Here is an 18,027-nt window from a genome sequence, read left to right on the forward strand (position 1 = left end):
CGGGCCGGGTGCAGGCGGCACAGGTAGCCTGGGCCGGACGTGCGCCCCGGTGCGCACCGTACGGCGTCGAGCAGGTCGGACCGCCCGGGCAGGGTCGAGGGAGTCGAGGGAGTTCATGGCAGGGCCAGGAAGCCGGGTCTTCATCTCCCACCTCTCCGCCGTCGCGGTGTTCGACCCGAACGGCGACCAGGTCGGGCGGGTCCGCGACGTGGTCGTCTCGCTGCGCCTCGGCGGCCGCCCTCCGCTGGTGCTCGGCCTGGTGGTCGAGGTCGTCGCCCGGCGCCGGATCTTCCTGCCGATGACCAGGGTGACCAGCCTGGAGTCCGGCCAGGTGCTCACCACCGGCGTGATCAACCTGCGCCGCTTCGAGCAGCGCCCGTCCGAGACCCTGGTGCTGGCCGAGCTGCTGGACCGCACCGTCACCTGGTCCAAGACCGGTGAGGACGTCACCGTGCTGGACGTCGGCATGGTGCAGACCCGGCTGCGCGAGTGGGAGGTCACCAAGGTCTTCGTCCAGGTCGGCCGGGCCACCCGGCTGCGCAAGGGCAAGGGCGAGCGGCTCACCCTGGACTGGCAGGACGTCACCGGCTTCGCGCTGCCCGAACAGGACCAGGGCGCGGCGAACCTGCTCGCCACCTTCGAGCAGCTGCGCCCGGCCGACCTCGCCAGCGTGATGCACCACCTGTCGGCCAAGCGCCGCGCCGAGGTGGCCGCCGCGCTGCCGGACGAGCGGCTCGCGGACGTCCTGGAGGAGCTGCCCGAGGACGACCAGGTCGAGATCATCGGCAAGCTCAAGGAGGAGCGGGCGGCCGACGTCCTGGAGGCGATGGACCCGGACGACGCCGCCGACCTGCTCTCCGAGCTGCCCGGCGAGGAGGCCGAGCGGCTGCTCGGCCTGATGGAGCCGGAGGAGGCCGAGCCGGTCCGCCGGCTGCTCTCCTACGAGGAGGACACCGCCGGCGGTCTGATGACCACCGAGCCGATCGTCCTGGAACCGGACGCGACGGTCGCCGAGGCGCTGGCCCGGATCCGGATCCGCGACCACAAGCCCGCGCTGGCCGCCCAGGTGTACGTCTGCCGGCCGCCGAACGAGACCCCGACCGGCAAATACCTGGGCGCGGTGCACTTCCAGCGGCTGCTGCGCGAGCCCCCGTACGTGCTGGTCGGCTCGCTGGTGGACGACGACCTGGACGCGCTGCCGCCGGACACCCCGCTGTCGCTGGTCACCAGCTACCTGGCGACGTACAACCTGGTGGCCGCGCCGGTGGTGGACGAGGCCGACCACCTGCTCGGCGCGGTGACCGTCGACGACGTGCTCGACCACCTGCTGCCCGAGGACTGGCGCGACGCCGCGCTGCACGCCGGGGACGACGACAGAGACGAGGTGCACGGTGGACGGTGACCGCAACGGCCGGCGGGGCGAGTCCGCCCGCCGGCGCCTGCAGGGCGAACTGCGGGAGCTTCGCCAGCTGCGCGAACTGCGCACCCGCGAGGGCGGCGGCCGGGAGCGCCTGGAGACCTCCCCCATCACCGGCTCCAACCGCGTCCGGCTCGACCAGCCGCGCACCGCGCGGCCCGGCCTGCTGACCCTGCCGTCCTACGACCCCGAGGCCTTCGGCGTGCTGTCGGAGCGGATCGCCCGCTTCCTCGGCACCGGGCGGTTCATCGTCTGGATGACGGTGGTGATCATCGTCTGGGTGCTGTGGAACACCATGCTGCCGCCGGCCGCGCGCTTCGACGAGTACCCGTTCATCTTCCTGACCCTGGTGCTGTCGCTCCAGGCCTCCTACGCGGCGCCGCTGATCCTGCTGGCGCAGAACCGCCAGGACAACCGGGACCGCGTCAACATGGAGCAGGACCGGGCCCGCAGCGACCGCAACATCGCCGACACCGAGTACCTGGCCCGCGAGGTCGCGGCGCTGCGGCACGGGCTCGGCGAGGTGGCCACCCGCGCCTTCATCAGCTCCGAACTGGGCAGCATCCGCTCCGAACTCCACGCGCTGCTCAAGGAGATCGACGAACGGCGGGGCGCCCCCGAGTCGTTGTGACCGGCGGCACGCCACCGGCCGGTCGAGCGGTTCGCCCGGAGCCGTACCATCAAGGCATGGCCAACGAGACAGAGGTCGCGGCCGGCGTCACGGAGGACTCCGTACGCCAGGCGCTGGCGACCGTCAACGACCCGGAGATCAACCGCCCGATCACCGAGATCGGCATGGTGAAATCGGTCGGGATCGCCGAGGACGGCGCGGTGCGCGTCGCGGTCTACCTGACCGTCTCCGGCTGTCCGATGCGCGACACCATCGTCACCCGGGTCCGCGACGCGGTCGGCCGGGTGCCCGGTGTGACCGGCGTCGAGGTCGAGCTCGACGTGATGAGCGACGAGCAGCGCAAGGAGCTCTCCCAGCTGCTGCGCGGCGGTGCCCCCGAGCGGGAGATCCCGTTCGCCAAGCCGGGCACGCTGACCCGGGTCTACGCCGTCGCCTCCGGCAAGGGCGGCGTCGGCAAGTCCTCGGTGACCGTCAACCTGGCCGCCGCGATGGCCGCGGACGGCTTGAAGGTCGCCGTCGTGGACGCCGACATCTACGGCCACAGCGTGCCGCGCATGCTGGGCGTCGAGGGCCGGCCCACCCAGGTCCAGGACATGATCATGCCGCCGCAGGCGAACGGCGTGAAGGTCATCTCGATCGGCATGTTCACCCCGGGCAACGCCCCGGTGGTCTGGCGCGGCCCGATGCTGCACCGCGCGCTGCAGCAGTTCCTGGCCGACGTCTACTGGGGCGACCTGGACGTGCTGCTGCTGGACCTGCCGCCCGGCACCGGCGACATCGCGATCTCGGTGGCCCAGCTGGTCCCCAACGCGGAGATCCTGATCGTCACCACCCCGCAGATGGCCGCCGCCGAGGTGGCCGAGCGGGCCGGCACCATCGCGGTGCAGACCCACCAGAAGATCGTCGGCGTGATCGAGAACATGTCCGGCATGCCGTGCCCGCACTGCGACGAGATGATCGACGTCTTCGGCACCGGCGGCGGCCAGACCGTCGCCGACGCGCTGAGCCGCACCGTCGGCGCGACCGTCCCGGTGCTCGGCTCGATCCCGATCGACGTCCGGCTGCGCGAGGGCGGCGACGACGGCCGCCCGGTCGTGCTCGCCGCCCCCGACTCCCCGGCCGGCGCCGCCCTGCGCGCCGTGGCCGGCAAGCTCGGCGGCCGCCAGCGCGGCCTGTCCGGCATGTCGCTGGGGCTGACGCCCAAGAACAAGTTCTGACGTTCCACGCGGGCGTACGCGGCGGGGCCGGACGGATCACCGTCCGGCCCCGCTGCGTGTCCGCGGCGCCGCGGCGCTACGGCCGGGCGTAGCCGCCCAGGTCGGGGACGGTGGCGAAGCCGACGCCGTAGGCGCTGACGCCCCGGCCGAAGGCGCCGAGCAGCACGCCGGGGGCCTCGCCGGCCAGCACCCAGCCGTACTCGGACTCCCGGTAGCGGAAGGGCTGCGGCAGCCCGTTGACCGGCAGGCTCAGGGTCGACCAACCGGGCCCGGCCAGGTCGTCGGCGAGGTCCCACGCCAGGTTGCTCTGCTGGTCCAGCCAGTCCTGGCGCAGCGCCCGGTCCAGCTGGCCGGGCCAGGTCGCGGCGAGCAGGCCGGAGCCGGCCAGCCAGGCCGCGGAGGAGGCGGAAGTCGCCTCCAGCGTGCCGGTGTTGTCGGCGCTGCGGCGGCTGTCCCGGCGGGCCACGGTGACCACCACGGCGAACTTCCGCACGTCGCGCGGCTCGTACTGCTTGGCCGGCTCGTCGCCGTGGCCGAGGGTGCCGTAGTCGACGCCGCCGGCCGTCCCGCCGCGGGGGCCGCCGGCGCCCGCCTGCATCAGGAAGCGGCGGCCGGTCCAGCCCTCGTCCAGCCCGTACCAGGGGAAGTCGGCGGACAGGTAGGGCACCAGCGGGTCCGCCGGACCGGCCTGCCCGCCGACCACCGGGCCGCCGGCCGTGACCGTCGCCCCTCCCGCCTGACTCGTCGCGTCCATCCCCGGGCCTCCTCAACGCACGTGTGCCTGCCGTGGCGCGCTCCCATGGTGGCGTACCTCGGCGTTCCCGGGGGCCGTTCCTGGTCCGCGCGGGCGCGGATGTGACGGACGGCTCAACGGGAACAATCAGCACAATAGCGGCGCGCACGCCGGGGCCCCGCTCAGCCGGGCGGGCCGGCCGGAATTGTCGGACGCGCCGAGGGCCGCGGGCGGCCGGCCCGGATCAGGTGGCGTCGGGGTCGAACGGGGGCCGCTCGCCGGGCTGCAGCGGGGCGCCGGCCGAGGCGGGCGCCGCGGCCTTCTCGAAACTCACGCTGCCCGGCCGGCCGTTCACCGGCCCGGCCGGCCGGTCGTCCAGGACGGAGCGGATGTCGAGCGACTCCTTCATGTCCTTGAGGCCCAGCGGGTCCTGCTGGTCGCCCATGAGCTGCTTGCGGACGAAGGTCTTGGGGTTGAGGTCCTCGAACTCGAAGTCCTTGAAGTCGGGCCCCAGCTCGCTGCGGATGTCCTCCTTCGCGGTGTCGGCGAAGGAACGGATCTTCCGGATGAAGCCCATGGTGTCCTGGATCAGCTTCGGCAGCTTGTCCGGGCCGAAGACGACGATCGCCAGTACCGCCAGGGTCAGCAGCTTCAGCCCGCCTACATCGGTGAACACCTGGGCTCCCTAGCTCATCGGACGACGGTTCCTACAGGGTAATGGCCACCGGCGAGTCCCTGGTCCACGGCGGGATGAAGCCGTGGTAAAGACCAGCCGGTGGCCGGGGGCGCGGCGACGATCAGCTAGCGGATCTGCTGGCGCAGGGCGGCGACGTTGCCCGGGTAGCGCTCCGGGGAGGAGGTCGGCTGCGCCGGGCGGGTGGCGGCCACCGGGCGGCCCGGGAAGTCCACCGGGACCTGCGCGTTCATCGGGACGTAGCCGCCCCGGCCGCTGGTGCCGCCCACCGGGCTGACCGTGGTGCCGTGCTGCTCCTCGCCCTGGGTCAGTCCGCCGACGCCGACGCCGCCGAGCGTCACCGCGGCGACCGAGAAGGCGCCGGCGGCGGCGAACACCAGGCGGCGGCCGCGGGCCGGGGAGGGCCGCAGGGCGGCCGCTGCGGGCTGCGGGCGGGCGGCGGTCCGGTCGGGCCGGGCGACGGCCTCCGGGCGGCCGGTGCGCCGGCCGATGAGCGGTCGCAGCACCGAGCCGCGGCCGAAGGCGCGCGGGTCGACCCCGGGCACCGGGGTGTCGGCGCCGAGCGCGCCCGCGCCGAAGGAGGCACCGGCGCCGCGGCCGAAGGAGCCGCCGGTCAGCCGGCTGCCGCCGAGCGTCCCGGTGGCGTTCAGGCCGCCACCGGGGAGGTCGTCGTCGTCCCGGCCGCGGGGCCGGCCGGCGTCCGCCGGGGCGTCCTCGGGGAGGCTGCCGACGGCCATCAGCCGGGCCATCAGCGCGGAGGAGGGGCCGGGGGTGTCGGTGCGGGTCAGCAGGTGCTTGACCGACCGGCCCTCGTCGGCCTCGGCCTTGCACTGCGGGCAGGTGGCCAGGTGGGCCAGGACCCGCTCGCGGGAGTCGTGGCCGAGTTCGCCGTCCAGGAAGGCGGACAGCCGGTCGCCCAGGTGGTGTTCCTCGGCCGCGGGTTCGGCCGGCCGTACGGGCAGCGCGCGCAGCGCCGTGTCGGCGGGCAGCGGGACGGCGGGCAGCAGCGGGTCCCCGAGGTCGGCACCCACCGGATCCGCAGCGGCACGGCGGCCCGGCAGGGCCCAGCTCCGCCGGGTCGAGGACCGGTCGGACGCATCCGAACGGTCCGGACCGGACCAGCCGGTTCCGCTCACGATCGCCTCCGTCCGCGCCCGCCCGGCGCCGTCGCCACCTCGGCGGCGACGCCGACCGGCACCGGCTCCTCCGAGCCGCCGCGGCGCTCGCGGCCCGGGGCCGCGCCGGGGGCGCGGTGCTTGAGGGCGGCGCGCAGGTGGGAGCGGCCGCGGTGGATGCGGCTGCGGACGGTGCCGAGCTTGACACCCAGGGTGGCGGCGATCTCCTCGTAGGACAGGCCCTCGATGTCGCAGAGCACCACGGCGGCGCGGAACTCCGGGGCGAGGGTGTCCAGCGCCTGCTGCACGTCGGCGTCGAAGTGGGTGTCGCTGAAGTGCTGGGCCGGGCTGGGCTCGCGGGAGGCGAGCCGCTCGGCCGCGTCCTCGCCGAGCGCGTCGAAGCGGATGCGCTGGCGGCGGCGGACCATGTCCAGGAACAGGTTGGTGGTGATCCGGTGCAGCCAGCCCTCGAAGGTGCCGGGGGTGTAGGTCGACAACGAACGGAACACCCGGACGAAGACCTCCTGGGTGAGGTCCTCGGCGTCGTGCTGGTTGCCCGTCAGCCGGTACGCGAGGCGGTAGACGCGGGCGCTGTGCGCCTCGACGATCTCCTCCCACGTGGGCGGAGTCCAGCTCTGCGCGTCGGGACCCTCGGCGAAGGTCGCGAGGACAGGGGCCTCGGCGGTACCGGCGGCCGGCGTGGCGGCGGCGGGCTGGTCCAGGTCGGAGTGCGCAGGCTGGTTCATCACGGGCTTCGGCGTACGGGCCGACGCGGTGCCGCGGGAGTGCCGCCGCACAGGGACGTCGCCCTCGGCCACACCTCCTCGGTCGGCTCTTCTGCCCAGCAGGGCCACCACCATATCCACCTCACCCGTCAAGCCCGGATAAAAGTGCCCGGGAGGTCTTGCGCACCCGGTCGTCAGTGACAACGGCCCGCCGCCGTACGCGGTTCCCGCCCGGCCAGTAATCTGTGGCAGGAAATATCGACATCCTCCGGCACCGGGCCGCCACCCGGGGCTCCGAAAGAGGCAGCCATCAGCGAGTTCGGGCCCGCGCGCGCGGCCCTCGCCGACACCTACGTGGGCGAGGACGCGGTGCTGACCTACGCCCGGGCCCAGTCCGCGCGGACCGGCATACGGGCCATCGGACCGAGCGGCGGGGCCTGCCTGCGGCTGCTGGCCGCCGCCCTGGACGCCAAGGCGGTGGCCGAGATCGGCACCGGCACCGGCGTCTCCGGCGTCTACCTGCTGCGCGGGATGCGGCCGGACGGCGTGCTCACCACGGTCGACTCGGAGCCGGTGCGCCAGCAGCTGGCCCGCGAGGCCTACCAGGCGGCCGGGTTCGCGGCCAACCGCTCGCGGTTCATACCGGGCCGGGCCCTGGAGGTGCTGCCCCGGCTCGCCGACGGCCAGTACGACCTGGTGTTCTGCGACGGGGACCCGGCCGAGTCGCGGGAGTACCTGCTGGAGTCGCTGCGACTGCTGCGGCCGGGCGGGATGGTCTGCTTCGAGGGGGTCTTCCAGGAGGGCCGGCTCGCCGAGCCCGAGCTCCAGGACCCGCAGACCGGCGCGGTGCGCGACCTGGTGCGGGACGTGCGGGAGAGCGACGCCCTGCTGCCCGCGCTGCTGCCGGTCTCGGACGGGCTGCTCTGCGCCGTGAAGCGCTAGGAAGCCCCGGGACCGCCGGGAACCCCGGGGGACGCCGGGGACGCCGGAACCGCCGCCGGGGGAACGCCCCCGGAGAACGCACGGGCCCGGGCCGACATGACGTCGTGCCCGGGCCCGGCGGTACGTCTCCAGGAGACGGCGAACGCTGCGGTCAGCCGCAGGCCTTCTTCAGGGCCTCGCCCAGGGCGTCGGCCTCGTCGGGAGTGAGCTCCACCACGAGACGTCCGCCGCCTTCGAGCGGAACGCGCATGATGATGCCCCGCCCCTCTTTGGTGACTTCGAGCGGGCCGTCACCCGTCCGCGGCTTCATGGCCGCCATGCTCGTTCCCCTTCCTGCAACCGCTCAGCTACGCACCGGCAGTCCGTCCACCGCCGGTATCGAACGCATTGATCGGAAGCCATTATCCCGCATGCCACGGCCTGATGACCAACATCACTCTCGGTGCAACCACGGCCGGACCGGCAGCAACCACCGCAATCGGCACCAAAAGCCCCGGCGTGGCGGCGGTGCTGACGGCACCGGAAGGTGCGATACCTCACACTCCCCAGTCCGCCCTCCACTCCGGCATCCTGGCACGACCACCCGCGTGACGACCGTCGAGGGAGCCCTCACCCATGTCCGATTCCGTGCTGTACGAGCTGGACGGCGGCCTCGCCGTCATCACCATCAACCGCCCGGAGGCGATGAACGCCCTGGACGTGGCCACCAAGGTCGCGCTGCGGGACGCCGTTATCGAGGCCGCCGGGGACCCGGCCGTACGCGCGGTGCTGCTCACCGGGGCGGGCGAGCGGGCGTTCTGCGTCGGGCAGGACCTGAACGAGCACCTGGCCCTGCTCAAGCGCTTCGAGGAGACCGGCGAGGGCGCGCTGCGGACCGTCGCCGAGCACTACAACCCGCTGACCCGCGCGCTGGCGGGCATGCGCAAGCCGACCGTCGCCGCGGTCGGCGGGGTGGCGGCCGGCGCGGGCGCCTCGCTCGCCTTCGCCTGCGACTTCCGGATCCTGTCCGACCGAGCCGGCTTCAACACCGCCTTCGTCGGGATCGGCCTGACCGCCGACTCCGGCGCGTCCTGGACGCTGCCCCGGCTGGTCGGGCACGCCAAGGCCACCGAGCTGCTGATGCTGCCCCGGACGGTCAAGGCCGCCGAGGCGATGGAGCTGGGCCTGGCCACCAAGGTCGTGCCGGGCGACGAACTCGCCGCCACCGCACGGGTCTTCGCCCGCGAACTGGCCGAGGGCCCGACGGTGGCCTACGGCGCCGTCAAGGAGTCACTGGCGTACGGCGCCTCGCACTCGCTGGACGAGCTGCTCGACAAGGAGGACGAACTCCAGACCCTGGCCGGGGAGAGCGAGGACCACCGGATCGCGGTGCGCGCCTTCATCGCCAAGGAGAAGCCGAAGTACGTCGGCCGCTGACGGGCCCTACCGGCCCCCGCGACCGCCGGTGCGGACGTGGCAGTCCGCCAGGTGGTCGTCGACCAGGCCGCAGGCCTGCATCAGGGCGTAGGCGGTGGTCGGGCCGACGAAGCGGAAGCCCGCCTTCTTGAGCGTCTTCGCCAGCGCCGTCGACTCGGGCGTGACGGCCGGCACCTCGCCGATCGTGCGGGGGGCCGGCCGGTCCGGGTCGGCGGCGAACTGCCAGATCAGCGCGTCCAGACCGCCGTCCAGGTCGCGGGCGACCCGGGCGTTGGCGATCGCCGCCCGGATCTTGGCGCGGTTGCGGATGATGCTGGTGTCGGCGAGCAGCCGCTCCTCGTCGGCCTCGTCGAACTCGGCGACCTTGCCGATCTCGAAGCCGGCGAACGCGGCCCGGAAGCCCTCCCGGCGGCGCAGGATGGTCAGCCAGGACAGGCCGGACTGGAAGGCCTCCAGGCAGACCCGTTCGAACAGGGCGTCGTCGCCGTGCACCGGCCGGCCCCACTCGGTGTCGTGGTAGACCCGGTAGTCGTCGGTGGAGTCGCCCCAGCCGCAGCGGCGCAGGCCGTCCGCACCGAGCACGGTGCCACCCGGCGTCTCGGTCACCGGTCCTCCACCGGCTTCGCGTCCTCGGGGGCCTGCGACTTGGTGAGCGCGACGGCGGGCTCGACCACCGTGGCGAACTGCTCCAGGCCGGGCAGCGGCTCGGCGGCCGGGTCGGGGGCGCCGGTGGCCTCGACCGCGCCGCGCAGCTGGGCGGCGGCCTCCAGTTCGGCGATCCGCGCGTCGCGGTAGGCGAGTTCGGCGCCGAGGCGGTCCAGGACGTCGTCCACCTCGTCCATCCGGTAGCCGCGCACGGCCATCGGCAGGCGCAGCTCGTCCACGTCCGTCTTGCTCAGCGGGCGGTCCTGCGGCAGCCGCGCGGCGATGCGGTCCGGCACCGCCTCCGGCATCGAGCCGCCCCCACCGAGCGCAACCAGCGCGGCGCCGCCGACCACCACGGCCATGGCGACCACGATCACCCAGAACACGAGCTGTCCTCCCGAACTCCCGGTCGGCCTCCTCCGAGGGGCCAGGGAACCGGGCTGATCATGACAGCATGGTCCCTAGTGAGGCCGGGGGCCATCATCGCACCCGCAGCAGCTGTGGAGGAGACATCGGTGGCACTGCGCCTGGGACCGCGCGAATTCGGTGACGACGAGCTGGTGATCATGGCGATCGTGAACCGGACCCCGGACTCGTTCTTCGACAAGGGGGCGACCTTCGCGGACGAGGCCGCCTTCGCCGCCGCCGACCGCGCCGTGGCCGCGGGCGCGGCCGTCCTGGACATCGGCGGGGTGAAGGCCGGGCCGGGCGACGAGGTCACGGTCGAGGAGGAACTGCGGCGCACCGTGCCGTTCGTGGCCGAGCTGCGCAAGCGCCACCCCGGGACGGTGATCAGCGTGGACACCTGGCGGCACGAGGTCGGCGAGGCGGTCTGCGAGGCCGGCGCGGACCTGCTGAACGACGCCTGGGGCGGGGTCGACCCGAAGCTCGCCGAGGTGGCCGCCCGGTACGACGCCGGGCTGGTCTGCACCCACGCGGGCGGCGCCGAGCCGCGCACCCGGCCGCACCGGGTCGGGTACGAGGACGTGATGGCGGACATCCTGCGGGTCACCGTCGGGCTGGCCGAGCGGGCGGTGGGCCTGGGCGTCCGCCGGGACGCGGTGATCATCGACCCGGGGCACGACTTCGGCAAGAACACCCGGCACTCGCTGGAGGCGACCCGGCGGCTGCCGGAGATGACCGCGACCGGCTTCCCGGTACTGGTGTCGCTCTCCAACAAGGACTTCGTCGGCGAGACCCTGGACCGGCCGGTGAACGAGCGGCTGCTCGGCACCCTGGCCACCACGGCGGTCTCGGCCTGGCTGGGCGCCCGGATCTACCGGGTCCACCAGGTCGAGGAGACCCGCCAGGTGCTGGACATGGTCGCCTCGATCCGGGGCACCCGCCCCCCGGCGGTCGCCCGCCGGGGGCTGGCCTAGCCCGCGCTAGATCTCGTTCACGGGCCGGCGGGCGTCGGCGAGGATCTTGAGGACCTCGTCGATCTCGTCCGTGATGTGGAACAGCTCCAGGTCGTGCGGGGCCGCCTTGCCCTGCGCGACCAGGGTGTTCTTCAACCACTCGTAGAGGCCGCCCCAGTAGGCGCTGCCGTAGAGGATCACCGGGAAGCGGGTGACCTTCTTGGTCTGCACCAGGGTGAGCGCCTCGAACAGCTCGTCCAGCGTGCCGAGCCCGCCGGGCAGCACCACGAAGCCCTGGGCGTACTTCACGAACATCGTCTTGCGGACGAAGAAGTAGCGGAAGTTCAGCCCGAGGTCGACGAACTCGTTGAGGCCCTGCTCGAAGGGCAGCTCGATGCCGAGCCCGACGCTGAGGCCGCCGGCCTCCGTGGCGCCGCGGTTGGCGGCCTCCATCGCGCCCGGGCCGCCGCCGGTGATCACCGCGTAGCCGGCCTCGGCGAGGGCCCGGCCGATGGCCACCCCGGCCTCGTACTCGGGCGAGTCGGCCGGGGTCCGGGCCGAGCCGAACACGCTGATCGCGGGCGGGAGTTCGGCGAGGGCGCCGAAGCCCTCGACGAACTCGGAGGTGATCCGCAGCACCCGCCAGGGATCGGTGTGCAGCCAGTCGGTGGGGCCGGTGGTGTCCAGCAGGCGCTGGTCCGTGGTGCTGGTGCCGACCTGGTCCCGGCGCACCAGCACCGGGCCCTTCTGCTTCTCGGGCCAGGCCTTCTTCTTCCGCGGCACGCCGACCTGCTCGGGGCCGTGTCCGTACTGCCTGTCGTCTCCTGTGCCTGTCATGACGGAACCCTACGCCGACCTCCCCCCGATTTCAGGCAACGGGGGAAGGTCGGTCAAGCAACCGGAAGATGGCGTTCGCCCGGCTTCGGATCGACCGCGAACGCTGTCAAGTCAGCTGGTCAGCCAGGCCCGCAGGCGGTCCTCGGTCTCGGCGATGGCGGTCAGCGAGCAGTGCTCGTCCCGCTTGTGCGCGAAGTTCGGGTCACCCGGTCCGTAGTTGACCGCCGGGACGCCGAGCGCGCTGAACCGGGCGACGTCGGTCCAGCCGAACTTGGCCCGGGCCTGGCCGCCGGTCGCCGCCAGGAAGGCCTTGGCGGCGGGCTGGGACAGACCGGGGAGGGCGCCGGGGGCGAAGTCGGTCACGGTCAGCTCGAAGCCGTCGAAGACCTCGCGGACGTGCTTCTCCGCCTCGGCCTCGCTGCGGTCCGGCGCGTAGCGGAAGTTGACCGTGATGACGCACTCGTCCGGGATCACGTTGCCGGCCACGCCGCCGTCGATCCGCACCGCGTTGAGGCCCTCGCGGTACTCCAGGCCGTCGATCTCCACCCGGCGCGGCCGGTAGTCCGCGAGCCTGGTGAGCGCCTCGGCGGCGTGGTGGATGGCGTTGTCGCCGAGCCAGCTGCGGGCCGCGTGGGCGCGTACGCCGCTGAGCCGCACCTGCGCCCGCAGGGTGCCCTGGCAGCCGCCCTCGACCATGGCCCCGCTGGGCTCCATCAGCACCGCGAAGTCGGCGGCCAGCCAGTCCGGGCGGTCCTTGGCGAGGTGGCCGAGGCCGTTGCGGGAGGCCTCCACCTCCTCGCAGTCGTAGAACACGTAGGTGAGGTCACGGTTGGGCTCGGTCAGGGTGGCGGCGAGGCGCAGCGCCACCGCCACGCCGGACTTCATGTCGGAGGTGCCGCAGCCGTAGAGCAGGTCGCCGTCGACGTACGAGGGCAGGTTGTCGGCGATCGGCACGGTGTCCAGGTGGCCGGCCAGCACGACGCGCTCGGCGCGGCCCAGGTTCGTCCGGGCGACCACGTTGTTGCCGTAGCGGTCCACGGTCAGGTGCGGGTAGCCGCGCAGGGCGGCCTCGACGGCGTCGGCGAGCGCCTGCTCGTCGCCGCTCACCGAGGGGAAGTCGACGAGGCGCGCGGTCAGCGTGCCGCCGTCGAGGGTCAGGTCCAGGGGCGTCGGGTTCGGGCTGCTCATGACGTCAGCCTAGTGCCGTCGGATCGGCACTCCGCGTGGTCGTCCTGTGACCTGGAACGCCTGCGGACCGGCAACCGGAATGCGCCGCACATCCGTCCGAGTGGGTACGGTGTCGGATCAAGTAGGCGGGCGCGAGAGGGGCGACGGTGGCCAGGAGAAGGAACAGCGAGGAGCTGGGCGACGAGCTGGGCGACGAAGAGGCGCCCCGCCGTCGTGGTCCGGTCCGTGCGCTGTTGCTCGTGCTGGTCGGGCTGCTCGGCCTGGCGATGGTCGCGGGCCTGGCGGTGGTCGGGATCTGGTGGTTCGGTTTCCGGCAGGGCGCCACGGAGGAGTGCTCGGTGAAGACGGCCGCCGGGAGCGGCACGCTGGAGCTGCCGCAGGCCGCCAATGCGGCGACGATCGCCGCGGTGGCGCGTTCGCGGGGCCTGCCGGACCGGGCGACGGCGATCTCGCTGGCGACCGCGATGCAGGAGTCCAAGCTGCGCAACCTCGCGGGCGGTGACCGGGACTCGATCGGCCTGTTCCAGCAGCGGCCCTCGATGGGCTGGGGCACCCCGGAGCAGATCGCGGACCCGGTGTACGCGACCAACAAGTTCCTGGACGGTCTGGTCAAGGTGCCCGGTTACACCCGGTTGCCGCTGACCGACGCGGCCCAGGCGGTGCAGAAGAGCGGCTACCCGCAGGCGTACGCCAAGCACGAGACCAAGGCGACCCTGCTCACCTCGGCGCTGGCCGGCCGGGAGCCCGCGTCGTTCAGCTGTGTGGTGAAGGACTACGCCAAGCCGGACCCGGCCGACTCGGCGTCGCCGACGGCGGGCGCCACGGCCACCCCGGCCGCGCAGCCGGACCGCACCCAGGTGCTGTCCGACCGGGTGCGCCGGGAGTTCGGCAAGACGGTCACCCCGGCGGCGGGCTACGCCTCGACGATCAAGGGCGCGGAGAACGCCGTCGCGCTGACCCCGGACCCGGCCGCCGCCGCGCTGACCACCTCGGCGGACGCCGGGGCCGACGCCGGGGCGCCCGCCGAGCGGGCCAGCGGCTGGGAGGTGGCCCACTGGGCGGTCGCCCAGGCCCAGCAGCTGGGCATCGCGACGGTCGCCTACGACGGGAAGATCTGGCGCAAGTCCGAGTCCGAGGACGGCTGGCAGACCCAGACCTCGGGGACCTCGACCAAGCTCGTCCAGGTCACCCTGGCCCCGTACGGGAAAGGCTGACGCACTCACGTTCGGGTAGCCGCCGGACGGGTGATTCCGGTCAACCGCGATGGACCGGCCGCCCGTTCCGGCGACCCCGGCCGGAGAACCGTCACTCCCCTTGCCCGGGCCGGTCCGACGGCCTCCCACGAGGCCGGGACGGGCGCCCGCTGCGGTCATACGATCCGATGGTCGGTCAGGCTCGTTCCTTGCACCGACCGAAACCTTCTGGCTTCTCAAGCGGTAACAACGTCGTCCGCCAGGTCCCGTCCGCACCCGGAACGTCCACCCGGCGGACGGGACGGACCCAGACCCCTTCGAGGAGCCTCATGTCTCACCCCCTCACGCGCCGGATCGCCCAGGCCGCGCTCGTCGTGGCCGCCGGAGCGACCCCGCTGGTCGCGGCCGGCTCCGCGTCCGCCCTGGGCGGGGACGCCCTGCTTCCCAAGAGCGACCTCGCGGCGCCGCTGGGCCAGCTGACCAACACCGACACCGGTTCCACCCTGCAGCACACCACCCACCAGCTCGGCCAGGCCGCCGGCACCACCGGCGCGGCCACCGTCGCCGCCGGCGTACCGGCCTCCGCCGACGCCGCCGGGAACATCGTCGCCCACCAGCTCCCCGAGGCGAACGAGAAGGCCAGCTCGCTGACCGCCCCGGTGGACCAGACCGCCGCCACCACCGGCCAGCTCTCCGCCGTCACCCCGAAGGTCGCCTCGGCGCTCGCGGGCAAGCTCGGCGAGGCCGTCACCGGCAAGGGCATGGGCACCCGCAGCGCCAACGCGGGCAGCAGCCCGGTCGGCGGCCTCGGCCAGGCCGGTGCGCTCGCCCACGCGCTGCCCGGCGCCGACAAGCTCTCCGGAGCCGTCCCCAGCACCGGCGCCGTCACCGACGCGCTGCCCACCAGCGCCGTGGAGCGCGCCCTGCCGCTCGGCTCGGTCGAGCACGCGCTGCCCGGCGGCCTGCCCGCCACCGACGTCCTCGGCCTGGCCGAGCACGGCTCGGCCAACCGGCTCGGCGGCGCCGACCTCGGCCCGAACAACCCGCTGTCCGGCCTCACCAACTCGCTCGGCCCGGTCGGCGGCCTGCTGGGCGGCGTGAACGGCGGCAGCATCAGCGGCCTGCCGCTCTAGACCCGCGGTCGACCGCGGCAGCCCCCGCCGCGGTCCGCACGCGCGGGAGGGGCCGGTGTTCCGTCTCGGAACACCGGCCCCTCCGTCGTACCCGCCGTCAACGCGCCGCCGTCAGCGCGTTGCGGCCAGCCGCTCCACGGCCGCGGCGACCCGCTCGTCGGTCGCGGTGAACGCGACCCGGACGAAGCCGGCGCCGGACGGCCCGTAGAAGTCACCGGGCGCCACCAGGATGCCCAGCCCGGCCAGTTCGGCCACGGTCTCCCAGCACGGGCGGTCCTGGGTCGCCCACAGGTACAGGCTCGCCTCGGAGTGCTCGACCCGGAAGCCGTACGCCTCCAGCGCCGCCCGCAGCGCCGAGCGCCGGGCCGCGTACCGCTCCCGCTGCTCGGCCACGTGCGCGTCGTCGGCGAGCGCCGCGATCGTCGCCGCCTGGACCGGCGCCGGCACGATCATGCCGCCGTGCTTGCGCAGCCCCAGCAGCTCCTCGACCACCACCGGGTCGCCCGCCACGAAGGACGCGCGGTAGCCGGCCAGGTTGGAGCGCTTGGAGAGCGAGTGGACGGCCAGCAGGCCCTCGTGGTCGGCCCCGCAGACGTCCGGGTGCAGCACGGAGACCGGCTCGGCCTCCCAGCCCAGCTCGAAGTAGCACTCGTCGCTGACCAGCAGCACCCGGTGCTCCCGGGCCCACTCGACGGCGCGGCGCAGTTCGTCCGCGCCGAGCACCCGGCCGGTCGGGTTGGACGGCGAGTTCACCCAGAGCAGCCGCACCCGGGAGCCGTCCAGCTCGTCCACCGAGTCGTACTCGACCGGCTCGGCGCCGCACAGCCGGGCGCCCACCTCGTAGGTCGGGTAGGCCAGCCGCGGGTAGGCGACCTGGTCGCCCGGGCCGAGGCCGAGCTGGGTCGGCAGCGAGGCCACCAGCTCCTTGGAGCCGACGGTCGGCAGCACGGCCCGCGGACCGATCTCGGCGCCGCAGCGGCGGTTCAGCCAGCCGGCGATCGCCTCGCGCAGCTCCAGCGGGCCCCAGACGGTCGGGTAGCCCGGCGTGTCGGTGTGGGCCGCCAGCGCCTTCTGGATCAGCTCGGGGACCGGGTCCACCGGGGTGCCGACGGAGAAGTCGCAGACGCCGCCGGGGTGGGCGACGGCGGTGGCCTTGTAGGGCTCCAGCTTGTCCCAGGGGAAGACCGGGAGCCGGTCGGAAACGCGGCGCGCCGCCCCCGGGTGACCCGGGAACGGCGCGCGCGTGCTGTTGGTGTTCACAGCTCAGTAGCCACCGATCGTCAGTGGTCGGCGTTCTGCGGCGGCAGCGCGGCGATGAACGGGTGGTCCCGCTCGATCAGGCCGAGCTTGGAGGCGCCGCCGGGCGAGCCCAGGTCGTCGAAGAACTCGACGTTCGCCTTGTAGTAGTCCTTCCACTCCTCCGGAGTGTCGTCCTCGTAGAAGATCGCCTCGACCGGGCAGACCGGCTCGCACGCGCCGCAGTCGACACACTCATCCGGGTGGATGTAGAGGGAGCGCTGGCCCTCGTAGATGCAGTCAACCGGGCACTCTTCGATGCACGCCTTGTCCTTCACGTCGACACAAGGCTGCGCGATGACGTAGGTCACGCTGTCGTTCCTCCTCGGAAGGGCCTGGTGGCCCGTGCTGTTCTGCTGCCGTGCGCGGTGTGAGCGCGGCGTCGTCGATGCCCGCACCTAGTATCGCGGGTCGGAGCAGGCAAATGCACAGGAGGTGGCCGGATCATGACCCGAGACCAGCTGGAACGGCGTCCGGAAGTCCGGATAGATCCCTCTGACGTGGGACTTCGGGTCTCCGTGCGACGCCTCTCGGAGTTCGTGGACGACCGTCCGGTGTTCCGCGATGTGATCGGCGTGCTCACATCGTGGGACGATCAAGGGCTCACGGTCGAGCCCCGTTCCGGCGGTCCGGTGAGCTTCCCGGAGAAGCTGCTGGTCGCGGGCAAGGTCGTGCCGCCCTTCCCGGCGCGGCGCGCGCCGCTGCCCGCCGCCACGCCGGTCGAACTCCAGCGGACCGCCGGGCGCGGCTGGCCGGCCGTCGAGCAGGAGGCGCTCGGCGCGTGGACGCTGCGCGCGGCCGCCGGGTTCACCCGGCGGGCCAACTCCGTCCAGGCGCTCGGCGATCCCGGCGTGCCGCTGCCCGAGGCCCTGGCCGCCGTCCGGTCCTGGTACGCGGCGCGCGGGCTGCCCGCCTACGTCGAGGTGGTCGGCCCCGGCTCGCCCGAGGAGCTGCGCGGCGAACTCGACCGGCTGGGCGCCGGGTACGCCCCCACCCTGGTGCGCACCGCCCCGCTCGCCGCGCTCGCCCGGACCGGCGCCGGGCACGAGCGGGTCCGGCTCGCCCGGACGGTGGACACCGACTGGATGTCGCTGTACCGGCGGGTGAGCGGGGACCCGGCCGTGGAGGAGGCGGCCCGCCGGGTGCTGCACGGCGGCCCCTCGGTCTGGTTCGCCACCGTCCCCGGCGCCCCCGGGCAGCCGCCGCTGGCGATCGGACGCTGCGTCATCGACGGCCCGTGGGCCGGCTTCGGCGCGATCGAGGTCCAGCCGTACGCCCGGCGGGCCGGACTGGCGACCACGGTGATGGCGGTGCTCGCCGCCCGTGCGGCGGAGGAGGGGGCGAGCGGCGCGTACCTGCAGGTCGAGGCGGAGAACGACGGTGCGAGGGCGCTCTATGACGGACTCGGCTTCACGACCAGTCACACTTACCACTACGCGCTCCTCCCCCAGGAGTAGCCGACCGACCGTTCCATCCTGGTATGTCCG

Annotated in this window: 20 protein-coding genes; 9 read left to right on the top strand and 11 right to left on the bottom strand. The window is 73.8% G+C overall.

What is annotated here, in order from left to right; genetic code table 11:
• The first annotated feature begins 115 nt into the window (after positions 1-115).
• Genes ACIQWA_RS12720 through ACIQWA_RS12730 form a run of 3 tightly spaced genes read left to right on the top strand, consistent with a single transcriptional unit; the run spans position 116 to position 3,265 of the window.
• Entirely contained in the window at positions 116-1,402 is a 1,287-nt protein-coding gene (locus tag ACIQWA_RS12720; protein WP_360230852.1) for a magnesium transporter MgtE N-terminal domain-containing protein, read from the top strand.
• Positions 1,392-2,048: a DUF1003 domain-containing protein gene (locus ACIQWA_RS12725; protein WP_402481479.1), complete on the top strand. Its 657-nt coding sequence runs from the start codon at positions 1,392-1,394 to the stop codon at positions 2,046-2,048. Before ACIQWA_RS12720 ends, ACIQWA_RS12725 begins: the two co-directional genes overlap by 11 nt.
• 56 nt (positions 2,049-2,104) lie before the next feature.
• Entirely contained in the window at positions 2,105-3,265 is a 1,161-nt protein-coding gene (locus ACIQWA_RS12730; protein WP_360230854.1) for an Mrp/NBP35 family ATP-binding protein, read from the top strand.
• Between the two features lie 76 nt (positions 3,266-3,341).
• Here the strand turns inward: ACIQWA_RS12730 and ACIQWA_RS12735 are convergent, their stop codons facing one another.
• From ACIQWA_RS12735 to sigE, 4 genes are all read right to left on the bottom strand, one after another.
• The gene (locus tag ACIQWA_RS12735) at positions 3,342-4,019 is read right to left on the bottom strand and encodes a hypothetical protein (RefSeq protein ID WP_360230856.1); all 678 of its coding nucleotides are present in this window, start codon (positions 4,017-4,019) and stop codon (positions 3,342-3,344) included.
• A 223-nt stretch (positions 4,020-4,242) separates the two neighbouring features.
• Positions 4,243-4,674 (bottom strand): sec-independent translocase, encoded by a 432-nt coding sequence (locus tag ACIQWA_RS12740; protein ID WP_402481483.1) that lies wholly within the window; start codon positions 4,672-4,674, stop codon positions 4,243-4,245.
• A gap of 125 nt (positions 4,675-4,799) precedes the next feature.
• Positions 4,800-5,723, bottom strand: a complete 924-nt coding sequence (locus tag ACIQWA_RS12745; protein ID WP_360230860.1) for a zf-HC2 domain-containing protein — start codon at positions 5,721-5,723, stop codon at positions 4,800-4,802.
• Between the two features lie 101 nt (positions 5,724-5,824).
• A complete protein-coding gene (gene sigE / locus ACIQWA_RS12750; RefSeq protein ID WP_402481616.1) occupies positions 5,825-6,553 on the bottom strand; it encodes an RNA polymerase sigma factor SigE in 729 nt (242 codons plus the stop codon).
• A gap of 288 nt (positions 6,554-6,841) precedes the next feature.
• Here sigE and ACIQWA_RS12755 point away from each other — a divergent pair, with 288 nt between their 5' ends.
• A complete protein-coding gene (locus tag ACIQWA_RS12755; protein ID WP_030287423.1) occupies positions 6,842-7,474 on the top strand; it encodes an O-methyltransferase in 633 nt (210 codons plus the stop codon).
• A gap of 151 nt (positions 7,475-7,625) precedes the next feature.
• Here ACIQWA_RS12755 and ACIQWA_RS12760 read toward each other — a convergent pair whose 3' ends face one another.
• Entirely contained in the window at positions 7,626-7,793 is a 168-nt protein-coding gene (locus ACIQWA_RS12760) for a DUF3117 domain-containing protein (RefSeq protein ID WP_014137929.1), read from the bottom strand.
• Between the two features lie 296 nt (positions 7,794-8,089).
• Between ACIQWA_RS12760 and ACIQWA_RS12765 the strand changes: the two genes are divergently transcribed.
• Positions 8,090-8,890: an enoyl-CoA hydratase-related protein gene (locus tag ACIQWA_RS12765; protein ID WP_360230861.1), complete on the top strand. Its 801-nt coding sequence runs from the start codon at positions 8,090-8,092 to the stop codon at positions 8,888-8,890.
• A 6-nt stretch (positions 8,891-8,896) separates the two neighbouring features.
• Here ACIQWA_RS12765 and ACIQWA_RS12770 read toward each other — a convergent pair whose 3' ends face one another.
• Positions 8,897-9,496 carry a DNA-3-methyladenine glycosylase I gene (locus ACIQWA_RS12770; protein ID WP_402481486.1) on the bottom strand — a complete coding sequence of 200 codons (600 nt, stop codon included), beginning with the start codon at positions 9,494-9,496 and terminating at the stop codon, positions 8,897-8,899.
• Complete coding sequence (locus ACIQWA_RS12775; protein ID WP_402481488.1) at positions 9,493-9,921, bottom strand: DivIVA domain-containing protein; 429 nt, start codon at positions 9,919-9,921, stop codon at positions 9,493-9,495. The genes ACIQWA_RS12770 and ACIQWA_RS12775 overlap by 4 nt, the downstream gene beginning before the upstream one ends.
• A 180-nt stretch (positions 9,922-10,101) precedes the next feature.
• Here ACIQWA_RS12775 and folP point away from each other — a divergent pair, with 180 nt between their 5' ends.
• A complete protein-coding gene (gene folP / locus ACIQWA_RS12780) occupies positions 10,102-10,914 on the top strand; it encodes a dihydropteroate synthase (RefSeq protein WP_360231289.1) in 813 nt (270 codons plus the stop codon).
• A 6-nt stretch (positions 10,915-10,920) separates the two neighbouring features.
• On the opposite strand, the gene ACIQWA_RS12785 is transcribed toward folP, so the two are convergent.
• Positions 10,921-11,730 carry a TIGR00730 family Rossman fold protein gene (locus ACIQWA_RS12785; protein WP_360230867.1) on the bottom strand — a complete coding sequence of 270 codons (810 nt, stop codon included), beginning with the start codon at positions 11,728-11,730 and terminating at the stop codon, positions 10,921-10,923.
• A gap of 111 nt (positions 11,731-11,841) precedes the next feature.
• Positions 11,842-12,918, bottom strand: a complete 1,077-nt coding sequence (dapE, locus tag ACIQWA_RS12790; RefSeq protein ID WP_402481493.1) for a succinyl-diaminopimelate desuccinylase — start codon at positions 12,916-12,918, stop codon at positions 11,842-11,844.
• A gap of 146 nt (positions 12,919-13,064) precedes the next feature.
• Here dapE and ACIQWA_RS12795 point away from each other — a divergent pair, with 146 nt between their 5' ends.
• Both ACIQWA_RS12795 and ACIQWA_RS12800 read left to right on the top strand, forming a co-directional pair.
• Positions 13,065-14,132 carry a hypothetical protein gene (locus tag ACIQWA_RS12795; protein ID WP_360230871.1) on the top strand — a complete coding sequence of 356 codons (1,068 nt, stop codon included), beginning with the start codon at positions 13,065-13,067 and terminating at the stop codon, positions 14,130-14,132.
• A 308-nt stretch (positions 14,133-14,440) separates the two neighbouring features.
• Positions 14,441-15,244: a hypothetical protein gene (locus ACIQWA_RS12800; protein ID WP_360230873.1), complete on the top strand. Its 804-nt coding sequence runs from the start codon at positions 14,441-14,443 to the stop codon at positions 15,242-15,244.
• Positions 15,245-15,355: 111 nt separating this feature from the next.
• On the opposite strand, the gene dapC is transcribed toward ACIQWA_RS12800, so the two are convergent.
• Positions 15,356-16,504 carry a succinyldiaminopimelate transaminase gene (gene dapC / locus ACIQWA_RS12805; RefSeq protein WP_402481496.1) on the bottom strand — a complete coding sequence of 383 codons (1,149 nt, stop codon included), beginning with the start codon at positions 16,502-16,504 and terminating at the stop codon, positions 15,356-15,358.
• Between the two features lie 20 nt (positions 16,505-16,524).
• Positions 16,525-16,851 (bottom strand): ferredoxin, encoded by a 327-nt coding sequence (gene fdxA, locus ACIQWA_RS12810; protein WP_030287402.1) that lies wholly within the window; start codon positions 16,849-16,851, stop codon positions 16,525-16,527.
• A gap of 135 nt (positions 16,852-16,986) precedes the next feature.
• On the opposite strand from fdxA, the gene ACIQWA_RS12815 reads away from it, so the two are divergent.
• On the top strand, positions 16,987-17,997 hold the full coding sequence (locus tag ACIQWA_RS12815) for a GNAT family N-acetyltransferase (RefSeq protein ID WP_402481498.1): 1,011 nt from the start codon (positions 16,987-16,989) through the stop codon (positions 17,995-17,997).
• Positions 17,998-18,027 lie beyond the last annotated feature (30 nt).

The sequence above is a fragment of the Kitasatospora sp. NPDC098652 genome (genome assembly GCF_044760155.1).
Lineage (GTDB): Bacteria > Actinomycetota > Actinomycetes > Streptomycetales > Streptomycetaceae > Kitasatospora.

Coding starts and splice junctions, on each gene's coding strand:
- ACIQWA_RS12720 (WP_360230852.1), top strand. CDS start 116: ATGGCAGGGCCAGGAAGCCGGGTCTTCATCTCCCACCTCTCCGCCGTC.
- ACIQWA_RS12730 (WP_360230854.1), top strand. CDS start 2,105: ATGGCCAACGAGACAGAGGTCGCGGCCGGCGTCACGGAGGACTCCGTA.
- ACIQWA_RS12735 (WP_360230856.1), bottom strand. CDS start 4,019: ATGGACGCGACGAGTCAGGCGGGAGGGGCGACGGTCACGGCCGGCGGC.
- sigE (WP_402481616.1), bottom strand. CDS start 6,553: ATGAACCAGCCTGCGCACTCCGACCTGGACCAGCCCGCCGCCGCCACG.
- ACIQWA_RS12760 (WP_014137929.1), bottom strand. CDS start 7,793: ATGGCGGCCATGAAGCCGCGGACGGGTGACGGCCCGCTCGAAGTCACC.
- ACIQWA_RS12765 (WP_360230861.1), top strand. CDS start 8,090: ATGTCCGATTCCGTGCTGTACGAGCTGGACGGCGGCCTCGCCGTCATC.
- folP (WP_360231289.1), top strand. CDS start 10,102: ATGGCGATCGTGAACCGGACCCCGGACTCGTTCTTCGACAAGGGGGCG.
- ACIQWA_RS12785 (WP_360230867.1), bottom strand. CDS start 11,730: ATGACAGGCACAGGAGACGACAGGCAGTACGGACACGGCCCCGAGCAG.
- dapE (WP_402481493.1), bottom strand. CDS start 12,918: ATGAGCAGCCCGAACCCGACGCCCCTGGACCTGACCCTCGACGGCGGC.
- ACIQWA_RS12800 (WP_360230873.1), top strand. CDS start 14,441: ATGTCTCACCCCCTCACGCGCCGGATCGCCCAGGCCGCGCTCGTCGTG.
- ACIQWA_RS12815 (WP_402481498.1), top strand. CDS start 16,987: ATGACCCGAGACCAGCTGGAACGGCGTCCGGAAGTCCGGATAGATCCC.